The organism is Flavivirga jejuensis, from assembly GCF_030540765.1.
GTDB lineage: Bacteria > Bacteroidota > Bacteroidia > Flavobacteriales > Flavobacteriaceae > Flavivirga > Flavivirga jejuensis.
In genome coordinates this window covers 205943-226906 of the sequence record NZ_JAUOEL010000003.1, presented here as the reverse complement: position 1 = coordinate 226906, position 20964 = coordinate 205943, and the positions used below count along the sequence as shown (strand labels likewise).

General features: G+C 31.7%; 23 protein-coding genes. 10 read left to right on the top strand and 13 right to left on the bottom strand.

Going from position 1 to position 20964, the window contains the following annotated elements; genetic code table 11:
* Positions 1 to 25: 25 nt before the first annotated feature.
* Both gldB and gldC read left to right on the top strand, forming a co-directional pair.
* Positions 26 to 988 carry a gliding motility lipoprotein GldB gene (gldB, locus tag Q4Q40_RS09725; protein WP_303301603.1) on the top strand — a complete coding sequence of 321 codons (963 nt, stop codon included), beginning with the start codon at positions 26 to 28 and terminating at the stop codon, positions 986 to 988.
* The gene (gldC, locus tag Q4Q40_RS09720) at positions 988 to 1326 is read left to right on the top strand and encodes a gliding motility protein GldC (RefSeq protein WP_303301602.1); all 339 of its coding nucleotides are present in this window, start codon (positions 988 to 990) and stop codon (positions 1324 to 1326) included. The genes gldB and gldC overlap by 1 nt, the downstream gene beginning before the upstream one ends.
* Positions 1327 to 1369: 43 nt before the next feature.
* Here gldC and def read toward each other — a convergent pair whose 3' ends face one another.
* The 8 genes from def to Q4Q40_RS09680 form a co-directional block, all read right to left on the bottom strand.
* Entirely contained in the window at positions 1370 to 2008 is a 639-nt protein-coding gene (gene def / locus Q4Q40_RS09715; RefSeq protein WP_303301601.1) for a peptide deformylase, read from the bottom strand.
* A gap of 23 nt (positions 2009 to 2031) precedes the next feature.
* On the bottom strand, positions 2032 to 3309 hold the full coding sequence (rodA, locus tag Q4Q40_RS09710) for a rod shape-determining protein RodA (protein WP_303301600.1): 1278 nt from the start codon (positions 3307 to 3309) through the stop codon (positions 2032 to 2034).
* Positions 3309 to 5246 carry a penicillin-binding protein 2 gene (gene mrdA, locus Q4Q40_RS09705; protein ID WP_303301599.1) on the bottom strand — a complete coding sequence of 646 codons (1938 nt, stop codon included), beginning with the start codon at positions 5244 to 5246 and terminating at the stop codon, positions 3309 to 3311. Before mrdA ends, rodA begins: the two co-directional genes overlap by 1 nt.
* The gene (locus Q4Q40_RS09700; RefSeq protein WP_303301598.1) at positions 5243 to 5749 is read right to left on the bottom strand and encodes a rod shape-determining protein MreD; all 507 of its coding nucleotides are present in this window, start codon (positions 5747 to 5749) and stop codon (positions 5243 to 5245) included. Before Q4Q40_RS09700 ends, mrdA begins: the two co-directional genes overlap by 4 nt.
* Positions 5742 to 6548, bottom strand: a complete 807-nt coding sequence (gene mreC / locus Q4Q40_RS09695; protein ID WP_303301597.1) for a rod shape-determining protein MreC — start codon at positions 6546 to 6548, stop codon at positions 5742 to 5744. Before mreC ends, Q4Q40_RS09700 begins: the two co-directional genes overlap by 8 nt.
* Positions 6549 to 6564: 16 nt before the next feature.
* Entirely contained in the window at positions 6565 to 7593 is a 1029-nt protein-coding gene (locus tag Q4Q40_RS09690) for a rod shape-determining protein (RefSeq protein ID WP_303301596.1), read from the bottom strand.
* Positions 7594 to 7754: 161 nt separating this feature from the next.
* Complete coding sequence (gene purH, locus Q4Q40_RS09685) at positions 7755 to 9287, bottom strand: bifunctional phosphoribosylaminoimidazolecarboxamide formyltransferase/IMP cyclohydrolase (RefSeq protein ID WP_303301595.1); 1533 nt, start codon at positions 9285 to 9287, stop codon at positions 7755 to 7757.
* Between the two features lie 668 nt (positions 9288 to 9955).
* Positions 9956 to 10414 carry a GAF domain-containing protein gene (locus Q4Q40_RS09680; protein WP_303301594.1) on the bottom strand — a complete coding sequence of 153 codons (459 nt, stop codon included), beginning with the start codon at positions 10412 to 10414 and terminating at the stop codon, positions 9956 to 9958.
* 189 nt (positions 10415 to 10603) lie between these two features.
* On the opposite strand from Q4Q40_RS09680, the gene xrtF reads away from it, so the two are divergent.
* From xrtF to Q4Q40_RS09640, 8 genes are all read left to right on the top strand, one after another.
* On the top strand, positions 10604 to 11155 hold the full coding sequence (gene xrtF / locus Q4Q40_RS09675; protein ID WP_303301593.1) for an exosortase family protein XrtF: 552 nt from the start codon (positions 10604 to 10606) through the stop codon (positions 11153 to 11155).
* Positions 11148 to 11576 carry an exosortase F system-associated membrane protein gene (locus tag Q4Q40_RS09670; RefSeq protein ID WP_303301592.1) on the top strand — a complete coding sequence of 143 codons (429 nt, stop codon included), beginning with the start codon at positions 11148 to 11150 and terminating at the stop codon, positions 11574 to 11576. Before xrtF ends, Q4Q40_RS09670 begins: the two co-directional genes overlap by 8 nt.
* A 91-nt stretch (positions 11577 to 11667) precedes the next feature.
* The gene (locus Q4Q40_RS09665; protein WP_303301591.1) at positions 11668 to 12048 is read left to right on the top strand and encodes an HYC_CC_PP family protein; all 381 of its coding nucleotides are present in this window, start codon (positions 11668 to 11670) and stop codon (positions 12046 to 12048) included.
* Between the two features lie 70 nt (positions 12049 to 12118).
* Complete coding sequence (locus tag Q4Q40_RS09660) at positions 12119 to 12865, top strand: heavy-metal-associated domain-containing protein (RefSeq protein WP_303301590.1); 747 nt, start codon at positions 12119 to 12121, stop codon at positions 12863 to 12865.
* On the top strand, positions 12866 to 15103 hold the full coding sequence (locus Q4Q40_RS09655; RefSeq protein ID WP_303301589.1) for a TonB-dependent receptor: 2238 nt from the start codon (positions 12866 to 12868) through the stop codon (positions 15101 to 15103).
* A gap of 48 nt (positions 15104 to 15151) precedes the next feature.
* Positions 15152 to 15547, top strand: coding sequence for a heavy-metal-associated domain-containing protein (locus tag Q4Q40_RS09650; RefSeq protein ID WP_303301588.1), 396 nt, complete (start codon positions 15152 to 15154; stop codon positions 15545 to 15547).
* A gap of 127 nt (positions 15548 to 15674) precedes the next feature.
* A complete protein-coding gene (locus Q4Q40_RS09645; RefSeq protein WP_303301587.1) occupies positions 15675 to 15818 on the top strand; it encodes a hypothetical protein in 144 nt (47 codons plus the stop codon).
* Between the two features lie 376 nt (positions 15819 to 16194).
* Entirely contained in the window at positions 16195 to 16725 is a 531-nt protein-coding gene (locus Q4Q40_RS09640; protein WP_303301586.1) for a hypothetical protein, read from the top strand.
* A gap of 204 nt (positions 16726 to 16929) precedes the next feature.
* Here the strand turns inward: Q4Q40_RS09640 and Q4Q40_RS09635 are convergent, their stop codons facing one another.
* From Q4Q40_RS09635 to Q4Q40_RS09615, 5 genes are all read right to left on the bottom strand, one after another.
* Positions 16930 to 17208, bottom strand: coding sequence for a hypothetical protein (locus tag Q4Q40_RS09635; protein WP_303301585.1), 279 nt, complete (start codon positions 17206 to 17208; stop codon positions 16930 to 16932).
* A 3-nt stretch (positions 17209 to 17211) separates the two neighbouring features.
* Positions 17212 to 18135: an ATP-binding protein gene (locus Q4Q40_RS09630; protein ID WP_303301584.1), complete on the bottom strand. Its 924-nt coding sequence runs from the start codon at positions 18133 to 18135 to the stop codon at positions 17212 to 17214.
* Positions 18132 to 18551: a hypothetical protein gene (locus tag Q4Q40_RS09625; RefSeq protein ID WP_303301583.1), complete on the bottom strand. Its 420-nt coding sequence runs from the start codon at positions 18549 to 18551 to the stop codon at positions 18132 to 18134. Before Q4Q40_RS09625 ends, Q4Q40_RS09630 begins: the two co-directional genes overlap by 4 nt.
* 297 nt (positions 18552 to 18848) lie before the next feature.
* Positions 18849 to 20483, bottom strand: a complete 1635-nt coding sequence (groL, locus tag Q4Q40_RS09620; protein ID WP_303301582.1) for a chaperonin GroEL — start codon at positions 20481 to 20483, stop codon at positions 18849 to 18851.
* A gap of 126 nt (positions 20484 to 20609) precedes the next feature.
* Positions 20610 to 20885, bottom strand: coding sequence for a co-chaperone GroES (locus tag Q4Q40_RS09615; RefSeq protein ID WP_135877259.1), 276 nt, complete (start codon positions 20883 to 20885; stop codon positions 20610 to 20612).
* Between the last annotated feature and the right edge of the window lie 79 nt (positions 20886 to 20964).

The following is a 20964-nucleotide window of genomic DNA, read 5'->3' as shown; positions in this document are numbered from 1 at the left end:
AAAATTTATGCCGTTTAAGTTTAATATGAAGTATTTATTATTGTGTTTAATAACATTTGTAGTCATTATTTCTTGTAAAGAAGGTGATGAACTAGAAAAAAAAATCGCTAATATTAATATAGATATTAATATAGAGCGTTTCGATTTGTTATTTGCTAATACCACGCCAGAAAAATTACCTGAACTAAAGAAAGCATATCCTTTTATGTTTTCAGAAAAATACAAAGACTCGTTTTGGATTGCTAAAATAGCAGATACATTACAGGTAGCGTTATTTGATGCTGTTGATAATGAATTTCAAGACTTTAATAAAACGGAACTAGAGGTAGAATCGTTATTTAATCATTTAAAATATTATTTTCCTGAAATTAATCCGCCAAGAATTATTACGACCACAAGCAACGTAGACTATAGGAACAGAGTTATAATTACTGATACTATTGCGATAGTAGCTTTAGATACTTATTTAGGAAGCGAACACGAGTTTTATGGTAATATTCCAAAGTATATAAGCGAAAACTTAAAGAAAGAACAAGTTACGGTTGATTTGGCTGAAGCGTATGCTAAAAGATATATATATCAAAGTCATAAAAAAACGTTGTTGGACGAAATGATTTATTTTGGAAAACAACTCTATTTTAAAGATGTTGTTATTCCGTTTAAAACAGAAGCCGAGCGCATAGGGTATTCACAAGAACAATTGGATTGGGCTATTGCTAACGAAAGTTATATTTGGCGTTATTTTGTAGAGCGTGAATTGTTGTTTAGTACAGATTCTAAATTGCTAGGCAGATTTATAAATCCAGCGCCATTTTCTAAATTTTATTTAGAAGAGATTGATGCAGATTCCCCAGGACGTTTAGGCCAATATATAGGATGGCAAATTGTAAGAGCTTATATGGCGCAGAATAAATTGGCTTTAAAAGATATGCTGATAACAAGTGCTGAAGATATTTTTAATAATTCAAAGTTTAAACCACGTAAATAATGTCGGATAAAATTACTTCTAGAATAGAATTGAATGTAGAACTAGATGCAAATAGAGTGCCTGAAAAATTACATTGGACAGCACAAGATGGCGGGATAACAAACGAAGAAGCAAAAGCGATGATGCTTGCTGTTTGGGATTCTAAAACCCAAGAATCACTCCGTATTGATTTATGGACAAAAGATATGCCTGTAGACGAAATGAAAGTATTTTTTCATCAAACATTAGTTGCTATGAGTGATACTTTTAACAGAGCAACACAAGACGAGAAAATGACTGCTACCATGAAAGATTTTTGTGATTATTTTGCTGAAAAACTGGAGCTGAATAAGTCGTAATTTGTTAGGTATTTATAATGCGATTTGGACTAATGCCTGAGTTTTAATTTATTTTGCGCTTTTTCGAATCGCGAAACTCCTTTTCAAGATGGTCTAAATATAAGATGCCATTTAGATGATCTATTTCATGTTGAAAAATTACTGATGTAAAATTCTCAACAGTTTCAGTTTTGTGTTCCCCATACATAGTATCGTATTCTATGGTTATAGATTGTGCTCTACTGTTTAATGTGTCTGTTCGATTAGGGATGGATAAGCAGCCTTCTTTAACTGTTTGTGTTTCTTTTGAGTATTTAATAATCTGTGGATTTAGATATACTTCAAAAGGAAAAAGTTCCTTGTCAAAACGTTGTATCCAAATAATATTCTTTAAAACGCCTACTTGTGGTGCAGCAATACCAACTCCCATAGAGATGCTATCTCTAACTGTTGCATAGAGCCTTTTTACAAAAATTTGTAATGTTCTATTATTTGGATCGGGTTTTATATAACTGCTATTGGTTCTTAGTAAAAGAGAATCTTTTTTGTTGGTTATTTTATAAACCCGCATAGGGGTTAGACTATCAGCATTGTTAATGAGACTATTTTCATTAGAAGAAAAAGAGTCTTTTCCAATGCCTTTAATACTAGAACATCCGATAACTAGTAAAAAAATAAAAGCTGCAAGAATTGATTTTCTCATTATAAATAAATACCCTTTATGGGTTACCATTCATTAATTTTATTAGAATCTAATTTAATAAAGATAAAAATTAAAATAGTAAATGCCCAGAGCCCAGAGCCCCCATAACTAAATAATGGTAGTGGAATACCTATTGTTGGTATTAACCCCATTACCATACCAATGTTGATTAAGAAATGAATAAATATAATTGAGGCAACGCCATAACCATAAACTCTGCTAAATTGCGATTTTTGCAATTCTGCTAAATGAAGAATCCGTAATAGGAGTAAAACAAATAATATCACTACAAAGGAACAACCTAAGAAGCCCCATTCTTCGCCAACAGTACTAAAAATATAATCGGTATGTTGTTCTGGTACAAATTTCCCAGTGGTTCTAGTCCCTTCCATAAATCCTTTTCCGTTAAAACCACCTGAATTGATTGCTTTTTCAGATTCGTTTAAGTTATAGGCAAATGTTCTTTTCATTGCTTCCAGTTTAACAGGGTCTTTTTCTAATCGCAACCATAAACTTATCCGATCTTGTTGGTGGGGTCTTAAGATGTAATCATAAAACGATTTTACACCAAAAGATAAAAGGATGGAAAGTAGTAGCACAAATAAAAGCTGAAAAAATGGTGCCTTTTTTTTGCTCATAAAATGATAACCTGTAATAACGATGGCCGCAACTATAGATGCTATTAAAGCGTCGAATTTTAAAGCTAAAACGGATAGTATAATCACCGATATGCCTATAGAAAGATAATACTTTGGTAATCCTTCTCTATACAATACAAAAAAGAAGGCGCCATAAACAATAGTACTACCAGTGTCATTTTGTAATAAAACTAAAAGAGCTGGGATAATAATAATTAGAAAGGTTTGAATTTGATCTTTAAGACTATTAATATTGGTATTTAAGTCACTAATATGTTTTGCTACGGCGAGTGCGGTAGCTGCTTTTGCAAATTCACTTGGTTGTAGCGTCATCCCTCCAATAGCATACCATGATGTTGCACCGTTTACATTCTTTCCGAAGATAAAAAGTCCGACCAGAGATAGCATAGAAACAATGAAAATGATACTGGAAAAACGTTCATAAAACTTAGCATCAATAGCTAATAAGAGGATAATTAAGATAAATGTTAAAAAAATAAATAAGAGTTGCTTTCCGTAAGGGTGTGAGAAATCGAAATAATTTATATCACCTCCAGTATGAGAGGCAGATAGTATATTTAACCAACCAAACCCGACCAGTAAGAAAAAAAGGATAATAGTAATCCAATCAAATTTAAAATGTTTGTTAGTGTCCCTAACCATTAATTTATGGGGTTTTGTAAATTTTTTACTTGTTGTTTAAGTTGTTTGTATTCGGCTTCTTCAACAAGTTGTAACCTTGTATGTTCATTAATTCTAAAAGGCTCTCCAGAATATGGTTTAGCGTATTCGTTTTCTAAGCTATGTCTTAAAATCCAGTCCTCTAAATCTTTTCTGGTAATATACCCTTTAATGTGTTTTTCTATAAGTAAACTAGCTATTTTGCCTGCAAAACGACTACCCCAATAGCCGTTTTCAACAAAAACAGCAATCGCTATTTTAGGATTATCTTTAGGTGCATAAGCAACAAAAATAGAATGATCTGTAAGCTGAGTTTTTAAACTATCTATAATAGCAAAATTTTCTACGGTTCCAGTTTTACCACAAATGTCAATATCTTTTACCTGTAATGAAGCTGCTGTACCTTTTTTATAAACTTGAAACATGCCTTCGATCACTGGTTCAAAATGTTCTCTATCTATCGATGTATACTTAGGTTTTGTATATTTTTCTGGTAATGTTTCATTTTCAATAGATTTTATAATATGTGGTGTATAATAATAACCTCTATTGGCAATAGCAGCAATCATATTTGCTAATTGAATAGGCGTAGTGGCTACTTCGCCTTGTCCAATGGCATTAGATATAGTATAAGTAGAATAAAATGTTTTTGGGTAAATGCGTTTGTAATAAGCTCTATTGGGAACACGACCTCTTGCTCCAACAAATAAATCATTATCTAAATAATTCCCTAAGCCAAAACTTTTAACATGCTTACTCCAATTATCGATTCCGATTGAGGCATTGTCATGTTTGTCTAAAATTTTTCTGTACGTCGTTGCGAAATACGCATTACAGGATCTTTGTATGCCAGAAACCAAATCATTTCTAGTGCCATAATTGCAATGACATTTCATAAAACGATTCCCATATTTGTAACCCTGGTAACAGGTGACTTTTTCAGTATCAGAAATAACGTTTTCTTGAAGTGCAATTAAGGCATTCATTAATTTAAAAGGAGATCCAGGTTCGTAAACCCCTTTCAAACTTCTGTTAAAAAGCGGTTTGGCGATAGTATCATTGTAAAGTTTTGTGAAGTTTTTGGAGCGATCTCTTCCTACTAACAAACTAGGGTCGTAGGTGGGTGCGGCAACCATGGTTAATATTTCTCCAGTGCCAGGTTCAATAGCTATAACCCCACCACGTTTATTTTGCATAAGTAATTCACCATAAGCTTGTAAATTGGCATCAATAGTTATAGTAATATCTTTTCCTTGTTCTGGGATGGTATCGAGTTGACCTTCTTTATAGGGACCAATATTTCTGTTAAATCGATCTTTTTGGATAAATTTGATGCCTTTTACACCACGTAATGTTTTTTCGTAAGTTGCTTCAACACCTTGTTTTCCTTTTAAATCCCCCATTCTGTAATAGGGATCTTTTTTTTGATCGTTTGTGTTTACCTCTCCAATATTTCCCAAAACATTAGCGCCAATAGTTGTTTGATAATGTCTGAGAGATCTTTTTTGAATATAAAAACCTGTAAATTTTCGCATTTTTTCCTGTAAAACAGCATAATCTTCTTTTGACATATGAGATAGGAAAACAGATGGCAATCTAGGGGAGTGGCGTCTGGCTTTATTGTATGTTTTTATAAATTTCTTTTTGTCTATTTTCAATAGTGAGCAAAACTCAAGAGTGTCTAGTGGTTCTACTTCACGGGGTATAATCATAACATCGTATGATGGCTGGTTGGCAACTAAAAGTGTACCATTTCTATCGTAAACGAAACCTCGTTTTGGATAATCAAATACTTTTCTAATAGCATTATCTTCAAATAAATTGTGTTCGGTTGAAGTGTATATTTGAAGGTAGAAGAGTCTAGCTATAAATAAAAGACCAACAAATATTATAGAAATGAAAAGTAGAAGCTGTCTCATTTGGGTTTTTGACTAAAAATAATAGTTATTATCATACTTAATAAGATGGTAAACATACTTGAGAATAACGTTTTTTGAAGCACTAAAATTATTTTTGAAAAGTTAAATATTTCTAATGAAAACAAAATAATATGGTGCAGTATAACAAGTAATATAACATAAGTGAGTTTCGAACCAAACTCTACAGTGCTAAATTTTATAGTATGGTGTTCGTAAATCATACCAAAGGAAAACTTTAATATGATGGGTCTTACATAAGCGATAAATACACAAGCTGCTGCATGAATTCCTCCAGAATCTAAAAACATATCAATAGTTAATCCTAATAAGAAACTTGATAAAATGATTATAGCTCTGTTGTTTTTAATTGGAAATAAGGCAATAAATAGAATATATGGATACGGGTTAATGTATCCTAAAAAGTTAATGTTATTAAATACTAAAACCTGTATTAGTATTAATACAATGAAACGGATGCTATTTACAGAAAATAAATTATTCATTTAGTAAATTAGTAATCTCAGGTTTGTTGATATTTTCTATAATGTAAACATGCTCGAGATTAGTCATATCGTTAAAAAGCTTCACATTAATCTCATAATAATTTTCGGAGGCATCCAATTCAAAATTAGCCACGGTACCAATAGGGATCCCCTTAGGGAAAATTGAAGAACGTCCAGAAGTAATGATAGTATCTCCTACAGAAACTGGAGCTATTTTTTGAATATCAACTAACTGAGTGAATTCAGGTGATTTGGCATCCCATTTTAATGTGCCATAATGATTTGTTTTTTTTAATTGCGCACTTATTGAGCTAGTCGAATTTAAAATAGATATTACTGTGGCATAATTACCACTTGTTTTATCAACAATACCTATAATGCCTTCGGTTGATGCAACACCAAAATCTTGTTTTATGCTATCATTGATGCCTTTGTTGATTAAAAGAACATTATCAATCGCAGAATAATTGTTTTTAATAATCTGAGCGTTAGAAAAATAATATGGCTTATTAAGGCTATCGGAATTGTTTATTTCTGTAGTGTTTTCTAAATTATACAAAAGTGATTTTAAACGTCTGTTTTCTTCGGATAAAAGCTTGTTTTGTGAGTTTAAACTAAAATATGCACTCATATTGTTTGCAGCATTGTAAATACTTCCACATAAAAAATTAGCCGAATTAATAAACTTGCTCTTATGGTAAGAATGTGATTGAATTGTAAATAAAATAGAAAAAGAAAACAGCAACAAGAACAACAAAAAGTTTTTGTTTCTTATTATGAAATTAATAATCTGTTGCATGGATTTAGGGGTGTCTCTATTTAATCAATACACTTTTGTATTTAGGTAAATTTTTAAGTGTGATACCAGTACCTCTAACAACGGCACGTAAAGGATCTTCTGCTATATAAACAGGAAGGTCTGTTTTTTGAGATAAACGTTTATCTAAACCTCTTAACATGGATCCACCACCAGCTAAATAAATACCAGTATTGTATATGTCTGCAGCTAATTCTGGAGGTGTTTGAGATAGCGTTTCCATAACAGCATCTTCAATTCTTAAAATGGATTTATCTAATGCTTTTGCGATTTCTCTATGCGAAATAGAGACTTGTTTAGGTTTACCAGTTAATAAATCACGACCTTGAACGCTCATATCTTCTGGAGGTAATTCTAAATCTTCGGTAGCGGAACCTATTTGTATTTTTATTTTTTCAGCGGTACGCTCTCCAACATATAAGTTGTGTTGTGTACGCATATAATAAACAATATCATTTGTAAAAACGTCACCTGCAATTTTAACAGATTTATCACAAACAATACCACCAAGAGCAATCACAGCAATTTCTGTGGTACCACCACCTATATCTACCACCATATTTCCTTTAGGTTGCATAATATCTACTCCAATACCAATAGCTGCTGCCATTGGTTCGTGTATTAAGTACACTTCTTTACCATTTACACGTTCTGCACTTTCTTTTACCGCACGCATTTCTACTTCTGTAATTCCAGATGGAATACATATAACCATACGAAGTGCTGGTGTGAAAAACTTCTTTTTTAAAGCAGGGATGTTTTTGATAAACATACTTATCATTTGCTCAGAAGCATCAAAATCTGCAATAACGCCATCTTTTAAAGGGCGAATGGTTTTAATATTTTCATGAGTTTTACCTTGCATTAAACTGGCTTCTTGACCAACAGCTATAATTTTTCCAGAAATTCTATCGCGTGCAACAATGGAAGGTGCGTCAACAACAACTTTGTCGTTATGAATAATAAGAGTATTTGCAGTTCCTAAATCTATTGCAATTTCTTCGGTTAAGAAGTCAAAAAAGCCCATGTGCTATTAAAAATTTAAGTGGTTTAAAAAACGAATCCCGTAAATGTAATAAAAGTTGATAAATATATAAGTTTTAAGACCATTCAAATTTCATTAAAAAAAAGGCATAATTCAATTATACGGATTTCATTGATTTTTAGATGACTAATAACGTAATATTTTTAATGTTTAAAATGACGTGTGCCAGTAAATACCATAGCCAGATCATTTTCATTACAATAATCAATACTTAATTGATCTTTTATAGAGCCACCAGGTTGAATAACAGCAGTTACACCAGCATTTTTTGCAATTTCAACACAGTCTGGAAAAGGGAAAAAAGCATCGCTGGCCATGGCAGCACCATTTAAATCAAATTTAAATGAATTTGCTTTATGTATGGCCTGTTCTAGGGCGTCTACACGACTTGTTTGTCCTGTGCCACTAGCATATAACTGTTTGTTTTTTACTAATACGATGGTATTAGATTTTGTGTGTTTACAAATTTTTGAAGCAAATATCAGATCTTCCAATTCATCAGTGTTTGGATTCGAGTTTGTAACATTTTTTAAACCTTCAATAGTATCTGTAATGGCATTTCTGTCTTGAAGTAATACACCGTTTAGACAACTTCTAACATTCATCTTTGGTAATTCTATATCGTGGAGTACTAGTATGATCCGATTTTTTTTACCTTGAAGTATTGCTAAGGCTTCTGCTGAAAAAGAAGGCGCAATAACAACTTCACAGAATAGTTTGTGAATGTCGTTTGCTGTTGCCACATCAATTTCTTTATTACTAATTAAAACACCACCAAATGCAGAAACGGGATCTCCAGCTAAGGCATCAGTATATGCTTGATGAAGTGTATCGCGTTGTGCTATACCACAAGCGTTATTATGTTTTAAAATAGCAAAAGTTGGCGCATCGTTTTTAAATTCAGTTATTAAATTTACAGCGGCATCAACATCTAAAAGATTATTGTAGCTTAATTCTTTACCGTGAAGTTTAGTGAATAACTCATCAAAGTTTCCGAAGAAAAAGCCTCTTTGGTGTGGGTTTTCTCCATAACGCAATACTTTGCCTTTTGTTTCGCTAATTTTTAAAGCAGCTTCATCATGATTTTTGTTGAAGTAGTTAAAAATAGCTGTATCGTAATGAGAAGATACATTAAAAGCTTTACCAGCAAAAAGTTTTCTGTTTTCTTCAGAAATAGTGCCGTTATTTTCAGATATTAGAGTTAAAAATTCAGCATAATCATCTACTGATGATACACAAATAACATCAGCATAGTTTTTTGCAGCAGCACGAATTAAAGAAATACCACCAATATCTATTTTTTCAATAATATCTTCGGTACTAGCACCAGATGCAACTGTTTTTTCAAATGGATATAAATCAACAATAACCACATCAATTTGAGGAATTTCGAATTCTGTTAATTCTGCGATATCACCATCATGATTTTGTCTGTTTAAAATACCTCCAAAAACTTTAGGGTGTAATGTTTTTACACGACCACCAAGAATAGAAGGGTAAGATGTAACATCTTCAACAGGAACCACGTCTACACCTAAATCATTTATGAATTTTTGAGTACCACCAGTAGAATAAATGGTAACACCTTGTTCACTTAATTTTTTTACAATAGGTTCTAATCCGTCTTTACTAAATACTGAGATTAATGCAGATTTAATGGTTTTTTCGTTGCTCATTTTCGATGTGTTATTTTTAATTCCTAATTTTTGGAATGAGATTATAGTTGTTTATCAGGGTTTTAAGCTGAAAATTTTAAATAAATGCAAAAGTACTTATTTCCTTCAAAATACAAGCTTCTAATTAACAAAAAAGAGGTAGATTTTTTAACTAAAAAGAGAAGTTGTTAACAAGCTACTTTTAAATCCCAAAAAAATAAAATCCCAAAACCCTAAATAATACTATTTTTATGTCATGAGAGTAAAACCTAAAAGGACTGTTAGCTGGTATTTGGAAAATGGAATGCTTTATTTGTACCTAATTTTAGTGATTTTTAATATTGTTACTTGGGGAGTGTCTGATATTAATTTCTTTGGTTTTAATAAAACAGTTGGATGGTCGTTTAATTATGAAGACATTTTTAATTTCTATTACTATGGATACTCAACGTTTATATACTTATTCGGTTTTATATTATTAATGATTTTAAAAAAGAAAACAAATAAAATTCTAGGTGCCATTTTTATGATACTTGTAATTTTACCTTTATTGATAACAAATTTAATTTACCTTAGGCTTTTAACTTTTTTAATTTTTCTCATTTTGTTTTTCGATGCATTAATAAAAAGAGCTAATAATCGAATTTAAAGTAGGTTGATAATTGAGTTTTGAGTTTTAATTTTGGAGTTTACGAAAGAAGTGTTGCTACTTGCGAACAAACAAACTCTAAAAAACGTTCGTCTGCTTGAGTAAATGGATCAGGAGTATTTGAATCAATATCAATTTGACCAATATTTTCACCATTTACAAAAATTGGAATCACAATTTCGGCTTTAACAGTAATACTACAGGCTATATAATTATCTTGTGCTGCTACATCTGGCACTATAAAGTTTTTATTACTAACAGCCACCTGTCCGCAAATACCTTTACCAAAAGGAATTACGGTGTGGTCTGTTGGTGCTCCCACGTAAGGCCCTAAATGCAATTCTTCTTTAGTACCATTTCTAAAATAAAAACCAACCCAATTATAATATTCTATATGTGTTTCAAGTAGTTCACAGATGTTTAAGAGACGCTCGTCTACAGTTTTTTCTGTATTTAAAACAATAGTTTTTACTTGTGGTTTCAGGGTTTCAAAAATCATAAATTCAAAAGTTTTGGCAAAAGTATTTAAAAAGGTGTAATTTCGATATCCAGTTTTGCATAATTTTAATCTTAATAAACCAGTTAAACGTTTTTTTTTGAAATAAGCTCAATGAGTTTTTTAGTATTAATTTATTAACGCTCTTATGCTAGTTATGTATAACCAATGAAAAATCGTATGTGCCTCTAAATGAAAACACTCTTTTTAAAATACAAGTCGGTTATAAAGTTTATCCTTACTTTTTTAGTGGTTTATATATCTTTTTCTGTGATTTATAAACTGTATTTAGATGCTTCTGATGGTTCCAGGTTTTATCCCGATTATTTAACGCATTTGGTAGCTAATCAAAGCAACTCATTATTAAACACGCTAGGGTATAATGCTCAAGTGTTGCCGCATCCCAATGAACCCTCTATGAAAGTTGTTGTAAGCGGCAAGTATATAGCTCGTGTTATCGAAGGCTGTAATTCTATAAGTGTTGTTATTTTGTTTATGTCATTTGTTATTGCTTTTTCTGGACGATTAAAAACAACGTTTTTCTATATACTTTCTGGTAGTGTTTTAATTTATACGGTTAATTTAATTCGGATTGTAATACTAACTATAGCATTATATCATTATCCTGAGCAAAAAGAAATTTTACATACAGTCGTTTTTCCAACAATTATTTATGGTGTGATGTTTTTACTATGGATTTTTTGGGTGAATCGTTTTTCTAAACTAAAAAAGAAAAATGTCTAAATTAATTAAATACATATTACTATTTATTTTATTCGCATTACTTGTTCTAATACGGATTTTTGAAAATGAATTGTTTTACGATCCCTATTTAACATTTTTTCAAAACGACTACTTATATATTGATAGTCCAAGACGTGAAGTTTTAAAATTAGTGAGCTTCACAACTTTACGGTATTTGGCAAACAGTATTATTTCATTGGCTATTTTATACGTGTTTTTTAAAGATAAAAGCATCATTAAATTTTCAACAGTCATCTATATATTGGCTTATGTTGTTTTGTTGTTAATTTATTTATATTTCGTTATTAACCCAAGACAGGAAGATTATTATCTGTTTTTTAATGTGCGTCGGTTTTTAATACAACCTGTTATTTTACTTTTATTATTACCTGCTTTTTATTATCACAGACTTAAAAGCTAAGTGTTAATCATTTAATAAAAGAAACGGCTGGAACTTCTATTTTTTGTATTTTTGTTTTGTGATAAAAGAATTATTACATAAAAGTTTTTCAATGCTTCTAGCATTACTCGTTTTGTTTTCAACAGTATCTTTTACTATTGAAAAACATTTTTGTGGTGATGTTTTAGTCGATGTCTCTGTTTTTACTGAAGTAGATAAATGTGCTATGGAAGCTTACGAGATTGCTTTGGAAAAAATCACAAAGAAACCATGTTGTAAAGATGTTGTTGATGTTATTGAAGGTCAAAATGAATTAAAACCTTCTTCATTCGAAGATTTAGATTTTGATGAGCAACAAATCATCGCATCTTATACATATGCTTACTTTAGCCTTTTTAAAGCGCTACCAAAGCAAATAACGCCTCACAAAGATTATTCTCCACCTAATTTGGTCACCGACATACATGTGCTAGACCAAGTTTTTATAATTTGATAAATAGATTTTTTTATTTCCTTGAAAAAGGGAATCTTTTAAAATTTATTAATTCAAATTTTCAATCAAAATGAAACATATATATGCAGTTACAGGGATGACCTGTAATGGCTGCAAATCTTCGGTAGAAGACAAACTTAATGCTATTGATGGTGTTTTAAATGCTACAGTAGCTTTAGAAAAAGCGCAGGTAACAATAGAAATGTCACATCATATTTCGATAGACGTATTGCAAAAAGCATTATCAGATAAATATACAATTTCGGAAAAGCATACGCCTGCTTCAAGTTCAGTTGATGAGGTTCAGGCATCTTCTGATATGACAGCAGGAAAAAAATCGGAGTTAAAACAGTTATTTCCGCTGTTCTTAATTTTTGGATATATTACAATAGCTTCAGTATTGTTAAATTACAGACCATGGCATGGTGCTAGTTTTATGCTCGATTTTATGGGGCTTTTTTACATTGTTTTTAGCTTTTTTAAACTTTTAGATTTAAAAGGCTTTCCAGAATCTTTTAAAATGTACGATCCCTTAGCTAAAGTAATGCCTATTTATAGCTGGGTATATCCTTTTATTGAGTTAGCATTAGGGATCTTATTTTTAATGCGTATTCAAATTCCAATCGCTTTAGTAGTCACATTGGTTATTTTAGGAATAACAACTATTGGTGTTATAAAAATACTTTTAAATAAAAAAACAATTCAATGTGCTTGCTTAGGAACCGCATTAAAACTCCCAATGACTAAGGCAACGTTTATTGAAAATAGTATCATGATTGTTATGGCAATTATCATGCTAGTTAAGACCTACAATTAAATGAAAAACATATTTTATATATTATTAATATTTCCAATTATCATGTCGTCTCAAGATAAAATTAGTGGGGTGATTATGGAAGCAAACGAAAAAAACGAGCCTATAGGCTTGCCAGGAGCTAACGTATATTGGCTAAATACATCTGTTGGCGTAGTAACAGATATTGACGGGACGTTTACAATTCCTTATGAGAACGGTTATACACAATTGGTAATTAGTTATGTGGGTTTTAAAACCGATACGATAACAATTACAACACCTAAACCAGTACGACATTGGTTGCAGCCTACAGATAATTTAGACGAAGTTACTATAAACTCTAGAAAACAAGCAACCGCAAAGTCGTATTTGCAGGCTACAAATGTATTTACAGTGAGTAGTGATGAGTTATTAAAAGCGGCCTGTTGTAACCTCTCCGAGAGCTTTGAAACCAATCCCTCTATTGATGTGAATTTTGCCGATGCCGTTACGGGAACACGACAAATAAAAATGTTAGGACTCAATAGTCCGTATATTTTAATTGCGACTGAAAATATTCCATCCATTCGAGGGGCTTCACAAGCTTTTGGTTTGAGTTTTATTCCAGGAACCTGGGTTGAGAGTATTCAAATAACTAAAGGCGCGGGTAGTGTTGTTAATGGTTATGAAAGTATCGCAGGACAAATAAATGCAGAACTGGTAAAACCATTAACCGATAATAAGTTGTTTGTAAATCTATACGGCGCCTCAAGCGAACGTTTTGAGTTAAATACACATGTTAATACTAAAGTGAACGATAGGTGGAGTACAGGTTTGTATTTACACGGCAACATGCACAATAATGAACACGATGTTAATGATGATGGGTTTTTAGATATGCCTAAGTATAATCAGATTAATGTTATGAACCGTTGGCAATACACCAATGCCGAAAAAGGGTTTGTGAGTTTTATAAATTTAAAGTTTCTAAATGATGAAAAAGAAACTGGTGAGCTTGATTTCGATCCGAGTACAGACAAGTTAACTACAAATGCATGGGGTAGCGAAATTGATACGAGACGTTATGAAGTATCGGCTAAATTAGGGTATGTAAATCCAGAGATTCCCTATCAAAGTTTAGGCGTTCAAACAGCATTTAGTAGCCATAAGCAAGATGCCTATTTTGGGTTGAATCAATATGATATTACCCATAATAGTTTATATGCCAATGCTATTTATAATTCTATAATTAGTGATTCCAGACATAAAATTAAAACAGGTGTGAGTTATACTTACGATCATTATGATGAATTTGTTAATACGGCAGATTATGAAAGAACAGAAAGATCTGTTGGTGCTTTTTTCGAATATAATTATGATAATTTGGATAAGTTGAATGTTACGGCGGGTGTTCGTCTTGATAATCATAATTTATTAGGCACGTTTGTTACACCTCGCGTACATGCCCGTTATACACCTTGGGAAAAATCTGCACTGCGCGTATCTTTTGGACGTGGAAAACGGAGTGCTAATATTTTTGCTGAAAATCAGCAACTATTTTCAACATCGAGAACTATTAATATAGTAAACACAACAGGGAATGTTTATGGACTAGACCCAGAAATAGCATGGAATTACGGAGTGTCTTATTTACAAGGATTCAATCTTTTTGGAAGAAAAGCAGATATTACTTTAGATTATTATAAAACCGATTTTAAGAATCAAGTAGTGGTCGATTATGAAACCCCGCAAGAAGTAAGTTTCTATAATTTAGAAGGGGACAGTTATGCAAATAGTTTTCAAGTAGAACTTAATTATAATGTATTTAAGGATTTCGATTTACGAATGGCTTATAAGTATTACGATGTTAAAACAGATTATAATTCTGGTAAGTTATCTAAACCATTGGTGCCAACAAACCGTTTGTTTGCTAATGCATCTTATGAGACTCATATGAGTAATGGTGATGAAGGACAATGGAAATTTGATGCCACATTTAATTGGTTGGGAGAACAACGTTTTTCGTCTACAGTAACAAATCCTGTATCATACCAATTGCCAGACAAAACACCAGCATTGGCGACATTAAATGTGCAAATAACAAAAGTGTTTTCTAGGAAATTTGAAGTATATGTAGGAGGTGAAAACGTTACGAATGTAAGGCAGTCTAATCCTGTTTTAGGAGCTGATGATCCTTTTGGAGCGAATTTTGATACCACATTTGTATATGGTCCCATTTTTGGAAGTCTGTATTATACTGGATTACGATTTAAAATATAAATACCTTCGAAGGAGGGAATCTCATAAATAGAAACTAAAATTAAAATTATGAAAAAAATAATAGTAGTATTGACCGTATTAATAACAACAGTATCATTTGCACAAAATAAAAATGCAAGAGCTTCTATGGAAGTAGATGGCGTTTGCTTAATGTGTAAAACCCGTATTGAAAAAGCATGCTTAAATACCAAAGGAGTTAAGTCTGCGGTATGGGATGTGAAAACTCATGAATTAAAGTTGATTTTTGATGAACGTAAAACCGATTTAAAAAAGATACAGAATAGTGTTGTTTCGGTGGGGCATGATACTAAAGAAATAAAAGCTACAGATGAAGCTTATGCTAGCGTACATCCTTGTTGTAAATACAGAGATGAAGCTGTTAAAGACGATCACAAAGAGGGTGAGGAACATAAAAAAGATGATGGTCATGGTCATGATCATTAAGCATGATAGTGAGTCGTCCTAAAATAAACAGGTTGACAGTTTTTACTAAAATAGATTTAAAAGCCTAAACATTTGTTTGGGCTTTTTGTTTGAAACAAAGTATCTTTTTAAATGCTGTAATAAAGAAATGAATGGTGTTAAAATCGTTTCTAAAAGAGAGGTGTTTGCTCCAAATCCAGAAGGTGGTTACAATCTTATGGTAAGTCAGACATTAAAAAATATTAAATTTAATAATGGGTTTACAGAAGAAAGTTTAAGTAGACAGGTCTAGTTTATACATTGTAAATAAAATGACCAAAAAAGGTGTCTAAAAAGTGTCATTCTGAATGCTATGAATAATCTCTATAAATTATAATGTTCTTATTTTTAGACAAATAAAATGCTTCGTTTTGCTTATGACAAAGTTCATCACCTTTTAAATAGCCTCTTTTTTGTTTTGTGTAAACCTGTTTCAAGACAGAATAGTTTAGAGAATACTGCAAAATCTATTTAGTTTTGAGTGATAATTGGTATTAAAGCTATTATATTTGGATCTATTATATTTGAAAGAAGAATAAATGCAATTACGTTTATGTGGTAGTTAGTAAAAACATAAACGACAAGCATTAAAATTCAATAGTTTAAAACCCTAAATCAAAATTTTAAAAATGAGAAAATTTAATTTAATTATCCTTTTATTAAGTATTATTACAATTAGCTGTAACAGTAGCGATGATTCAGGAATAGAAGAGCAATCTGGTTTTTTGAGAATAGGAGAGGTGGAATTTGAATTAGCAAATGGCATTTCAGAAGATTATAGTGATGACTCTATAAATGAGGTGTATAATATAGATTTGACTTTCCTTTCGAGTGAATTTACTATTGACGGAAAAGATTATACTGGAAATGGTGAAGGAATATATTTTGAGATTTATTCTCCTACCCCAAATAAATTATCTACTGGAATTTATGAGTATAATCAAACTGGAACGTCTTTGTCTTTTGATGATGCTACGGTTTTTTATAAAGACTCTGATGGGGAGAATTTAGAAAAAGGAATAAATAGTGGAACTATTACAGTAACTAAAAGTGAAAATGATTATTACGAATTGACTTTTGAGTGTGTTGATGAATTAAGTAGAACAATCACTGGTCGCTATAATGGTAACGTTAACTATATTCTTGAACCAAAAGAATAGATACTTTTACTAACAATGGTATACAAGAGTAAGACTCAAAAAATACAGACAGTATTTAACTCAAAAGCTTGTTAGTGCGTATTTTATAACTGATATCGAATTGATGTTTCGCCCTAAAAAATTTTAGATATTTTACAATAACCCTAAAATATATTTAGAAGAAAGTGTATGAGAAAATAAAATGAAGAGGTTTAAAAGATTAAATTAATCTGATAATTCAGTTAGTATACCTTCGTTTACAGCAAACATAAAAGTAGTTGATGCGTTTTTGAAATGAATTTTACTATTGAAATTTATTTTAGATAATTTCTTATACAAAATTCCGAAAATTAATCTAGCAGATTTTGTCGATATTACAACATCCAATGCGTTAATATCGATTGGCTCATTGTTTTTAAGAGAGGCTTCTATTTCTCTTAAAATAGTATTACTAGTATCATCTGTTGAGATGATTTTTCCGTATTTCGATAAATTAATTTCCATAAACTATTGAGTATTAAACAGGTCTAACTTATTGGGATTGTTAAATTTAGCAAAAAAATCGTCAATTTTGGTGTTTTTTAAGATATTTAATTTTAAATAAAATATAGAACCCTTCCAATATGGCGATTTTTTCACAAAAACCTTACCATCCTTGAAAACATATAACATATCCTCGGAGTAAACTCTTAAAGTGCCGTTGAGTTGTTGTGCGATTTTTTCTATATACCATAAGCCAGTGCCACAATGGAACTCATCTTTTTTAGAAGTGACACCCCTTTGAAAAGCGCTTCTCATTACTTGAAAATGATCTTTATTATCTGGATTAAGTGTTGTAAGTATTCCTTTTGAATTATCAACACAAACAATTTCTATCTTTTTTTTGTTGCCTTGTGCCATTAAAATAGAATTATTATCCTCTAAAGCATGATATAAAAAATTAGAAGCTATTTCACAAATGCATGTTTTAAAATATTGCACTAATTCTGGACATATGTTTTGATAGTAATCAGCAATAAACTGCGTGTACTTATTTTCTAGATCTTGTTTGTTTTTAAAACTTTCTCTGTTTATTGGATGAGGGGCAATAAAAAAGTCTGCTGTTTTTGATGGTTTTAAATTATTATACAACCCATCAGCTTCCTCTTGATTAACTAATTTTTTCATCAAATTTTCAATACCATAAATAGAAAATAACTTTAAAATATTATTCAAATTTGCTTTTGGTGATTCTAGGCATGAATATTTTGAAGCAAAATCAAACGCTTTAAAAATAACCAGTGCAGATACCGCATCCAACTTGGTAGCAGTGATTTTGAATTCGCAATTTGGAACGTTTTTACCTTCGTAATTAAAAATGAAGGATAGTTTTCGTATTAATGTAGACAAATTATTGATGCCAACATCACTATTATTAATGTTTACAATCAAGCTCTGTATAGTTTTTTGAATTCTTTGAGTAACGCTTCTTCCTTGTGCAAGTCTTTTAACCCCTTAGAAACATCTTCAATGATGTAGTCGGCAAATTTACCTCCAACTTTGCTCAGTTTTTCTCTTAAAAACAGATCATTATCGATAATATGGCCTCGTATTTTTTCATAAATAGCAATGCAGTTTTCTTCGGAGAAATCATCAGATAAACAAAAATTAGAAAAAATTAAATAAAGTTCATTCTCCTTTTCAAGTGCCTTTATATCAATATTCTCAGCTTTAAACTTTAAGCGATCAATTTTGCTGGCATTTCTGGTTTTTACCCATTCATTAAACCCGAACCCTAAAGCCGACAATATCAAAGTTACTCCAGCATTATCATTTAAAATCCTTAATAGCTCATTAATCCAGTCCATAATAATTTTTGATTTGGGGAATCATTATAAGTAAAAATAAGTATTTTATGATAAGATGATTGTTATATACCTCATAAAAATAAATATTTTAAGTTCTTTTTGTGGTTAATTAACAAAGGTGTTTTTTTAGTGAATCGGGCTAGAAATAAGCAGACAGTTTTATAGAGACTTTTTTGGGTTTTGGATGCATTTAATTTTGCATGGAAAATTATTGAACTCCATAAAAAAAACGCCTCAAAATAAATGGAGGCGTTTTTTAATATAATTTGAGTGTCGAGAGTTTCGACCCATTTCGATTTACATCATTCCTGGCATACCGCCACCACCCATTGGAGGCATAGCAGGACCAGCATCTTCTTTAATGTCAATTAAAGCACATTCGGTAGTAAGAATCATTCCTGCAACAGAAGCAGCATTTTCTAATGCGATACGTGTTACTTTCTTAGGATCGATAATACCAGCTTTAAGCATGTCTACATAAGCTTCAGATTTAGCATCGTAACCAAAGTCTTTTTTACCTTCTAAAACTTTAGCTATTACAACACTTCCTTCACCACCTGCGTTTTCAACAATAGTACGTAAAGGTGCCTCAATAGCACGTGCTACAATTTGAATACCAGTAACCTCATCAAGGTTTTCAGTAGTTATTTTTTCTAATACAGATTTTGCTCTTACTAAAGCAACACCACCACCAGCAACAATACCTTCTTCTACAGCAGCTCTGGTTGCGTGTAAAGCATCATCAACACGGTCTTTTTTCTCTTTCATCTCTACTTCACTAGCAGCACCAACGTAAAGAACAGCAACACCACCAGCTAATTTAGCTAAGCGTTCTTGTAGTTTTTCTTTATCGTAATCACTAGTTGTTGTTTCAATTTGAGCTTTAATTTGGTTTACTCTAGCTTTAATGTCTTTAGCAATACCAGCACCATTAACAATAGTTGTATTGTCTTTATCAACCGTTACAGTTTCAGCAGTACCTAACATACTTAAGTCTGCATTCTCTAAAGTAAATCCTCTTTCTTCAGAAATCACAGTACCACCAGTTAAGATAGCAATATCTTCTAACATGGCTTTACGTCTGTCTCCAAAACCTGGTGCTTTTACTGCAGCAATTTTAAGGCCTCCACGTAATTTGTTTACTACTAAAGTAGCTAAAGCTTGTCCGTCAACATCTTCAGCAATAATTAATAACGGACGACCAGATTGTGCAACTGGTTCTAATATTGGAAGAACTTCCTGTAAGTTAGAAATCTTTTTGTCAAATAATAAAATGTATGGATTTTCTAAATCGGCTATCATTTTATCTGCATCTGTAACGAAGTAAGGAGATAAGTACCCTCTATCGAATTGCATACCTTCAACAACATCAACGTATGTTTCCATACCTTTAGCTTCTTCAACAGTAATAACACCTTCTTTACCAACTTTAGTAAATGCCTGAGCTATTAATTCTCCAATAGTATCATCATTATTTGCAGATATAGCTGCAACTTGCTTTATTTTTTCAGTAGCGTTACCAACTTGCTTAGCTTGTTTTTCTAAATCTTCGGTGATTGCTTTTACAGCTTTGTCAATACCGCGTTTTAAATCCATAGGATTCGCTCCAGCGGCAACATTTTTTAAACCTTCTTTTACAATAGCTTGTGCTAAAACAGTTGCGGTTGTTGTACCGTCACCCGCCAAATCGTTGGTTTTAGAAGCTACTTCTTTTACCATTTGAGCCCCCATGTTTTCATCTGGGTTTTCTAACTCAATTTCTTTTGCTACCGTAACACCATCTTTAGTTACTTGTGGTGCTCCGAAAGATTTACTTATAATTACATTACGTCCTTTAGGACCTAAAGTTACTTTTACTGCATTGGCTAATGCATCAACACCGCGTTTTAATCCGTCACGTGCTTCAATATCAAATTTTATATCTTTTGCCATAATATGATTTATTTTTTATTCCCGTGAAGACGGGAAACTATTTAATAGAAATTTAGTTTTATTTGATGATATTCCCGTTCGTAGCTGCCAAAAGGCAGGTTTTACAGGAATGAAAAAAGCAATTAATTAAATAATTGCTAGAATGTCGCTTTCACGCATAATTAAATAATCCTTGCCTTCTAGTTTAAGTTCGGTTCCAGCATATTTTCCGTATAAAACAGTGTCGCCAACTTTTACAGTAATAGGTTCATCTTTTGTACCTTTTCCTGCAGCAACTACGTTACCTTTTTGTGGTTTTTCTTTAGCGTTATCTGGAATAATAATTCCTGATGCCGTTGTAGTTTCGGCTGCAGCAGGCTCAATAAGAACACGATCTGCTAATGGTTTAATGTTTAATGCCATTTGTTATATTTTTTTATTAAATTGAATTATGTTTTAACGTTTAAGCGTTATACTAAAAATGTGCCAATACTCAAGACCT

Excerpts from the sequence above, each read along its gene's own strand:
- Q4Q40_RS09670 (WP_303301592.1), top strand. The coding sequence starts at position 11,148 with ATGTCTAAATTAATTAAATACATATTACTATTTATTTTATTCGCATTA.
- Q4Q40_RS09645 (WP_303301587.1), top strand. The coding sequence starts at position 15,675 with ATGAATGGTGTTAAAATCGTTTCTAAAAGAGAGGTGTTTGCTCCAAAT.
- rodA (WP_303301600.1), bottom strand. The coding sequence starts at position 3,309 with ATGGTTAGGGACACTAACAAACATTTTAAATTTGATTGGATTACTATT.
- gldB (WP_303301603.1), top strand. The coding sequence starts at position 26 with ATGAAGTATTTATTATTGTGTTTAATAACATTTGTAGTCATTATTTCT.
- Q4Q40_RS09655 (WP_303301589.1), top strand. The coding sequence starts at position 12,866 with ATGAAAAACATATTTTATATATTATTAATATTTCCAATTATCATGTCG.
- def (WP_303301601.1), bottom strand. The coding sequence starts at position 2,008 with ATGAGAAAATCAATTCTTGCAGCTTTTATTTTTTTACTAGTTATCGGA.
- Q4Q40_RS09625 (WP_303301583.1), bottom strand. The coding sequence starts at position 18,551 with ATGGACTGGATTAATGAGCTATTAAGGATTTTAAATGATAATGCTGGA.
- groL (WP_303301582.1), bottom strand. The coding sequence starts at position 20,483 with ATGGCAAAAGATATAAAATTTGATATTGAAGCACGTGACGGATTAAAA.
- Q4Q40_RS09700 (WP_303301598.1), bottom strand. The coding sequence starts at position 5,749 with ATGAATAATTTATTTTCTGTAAATAGCATCCGTTTCATTGTATTAATA.
- Q4Q40_RS09640 (WP_303301586.1), top strand. The coding sequence starts at position 16,195 with ATGAGAAAATTTAATTTAATTATCCTTTTATTAAGTATTATTACAATT.
- mrdA (WP_303301599.1), bottom strand. The coding sequence starts at position 5,246 with ATGAGACAGCTTCTACTTTTCATTTCTATAATATTTGTTGGTCTTTTA.
- purH (WP_303301595.1), bottom strand. The coding sequence starts at position 9,287 with ATGAGCAACGAAAAAACCATTAAATCTGCATTAATCTCAGTATTTAGT.
- Q4Q40_RS09615 (WP_135877259.1), bottom strand. The coding sequence starts at position 20,885 with ATGGCATTAAACATTAAACCATTAGCAGATCGTGTTCTTATTGAGCCT.
- Q4Q40_RS09665 (WP_303301591.1), top strand. The coding sequence starts at position 11,668 with ATGCTTCTAGCATTACTCGTTTTGTTTTCAACAGTATCTTTTACTATT.
- Q4Q40_RS09690 (WP_303301596.1), bottom strand. The coding sequence starts at position 7,593 with ATGGGCTTTTTTGACTTCTTAACCGAAGAAATTGCAATAGATTTAGGA.
- Q4Q40_RS09635 (WP_303301585.1), bottom strand. The coding sequence starts at position 17,208 with ATGGAAATTAATTTATCGAAATACGGAAAAATCATCTCAACAGATGAT.
- gldC (WP_303301602.1), top strand. The coding sequence starts at position 988 with ATGTCGGATAAAATTACTTCTAGAATAGAATTGAATGTAGAACTAGAT.
- Q4Q40_RS09650 (WP_303301588.1), top strand. The coding sequence starts at position 15,152 with ATGAAAAAAATAATAGTAGTATTGACCGTATTAATAACAACAGTATCA.
- Q4Q40_RS09680 (WP_303301594.1), bottom strand. The coding sequence starts at position 10,414 with ATGATTTTTGAAACCCTGAAACCACAAGTAAAAACTATTGTTTTAAAT.
- xrtF (WP_303301593.1), top strand. The coding sequence starts at position 10,604 with ATGAAAACACTCTTTTTAAAATACAAGTCGGTTATAAAGTTTATCCTT.
- Q4Q40_RS09660 (WP_303301590.1), top strand. The coding sequence starts at position 12,119 with ATGAAACATATATATGCAGTTACAGGGATGACCTGTAATGGCTGCAAA.
- mreC (WP_303301597.1), bottom strand. The coding sequence starts at position 6,548 with ATGCAACAGATTATTAATTTCATAATAAGAAACAAAAACTTTTTGTTG.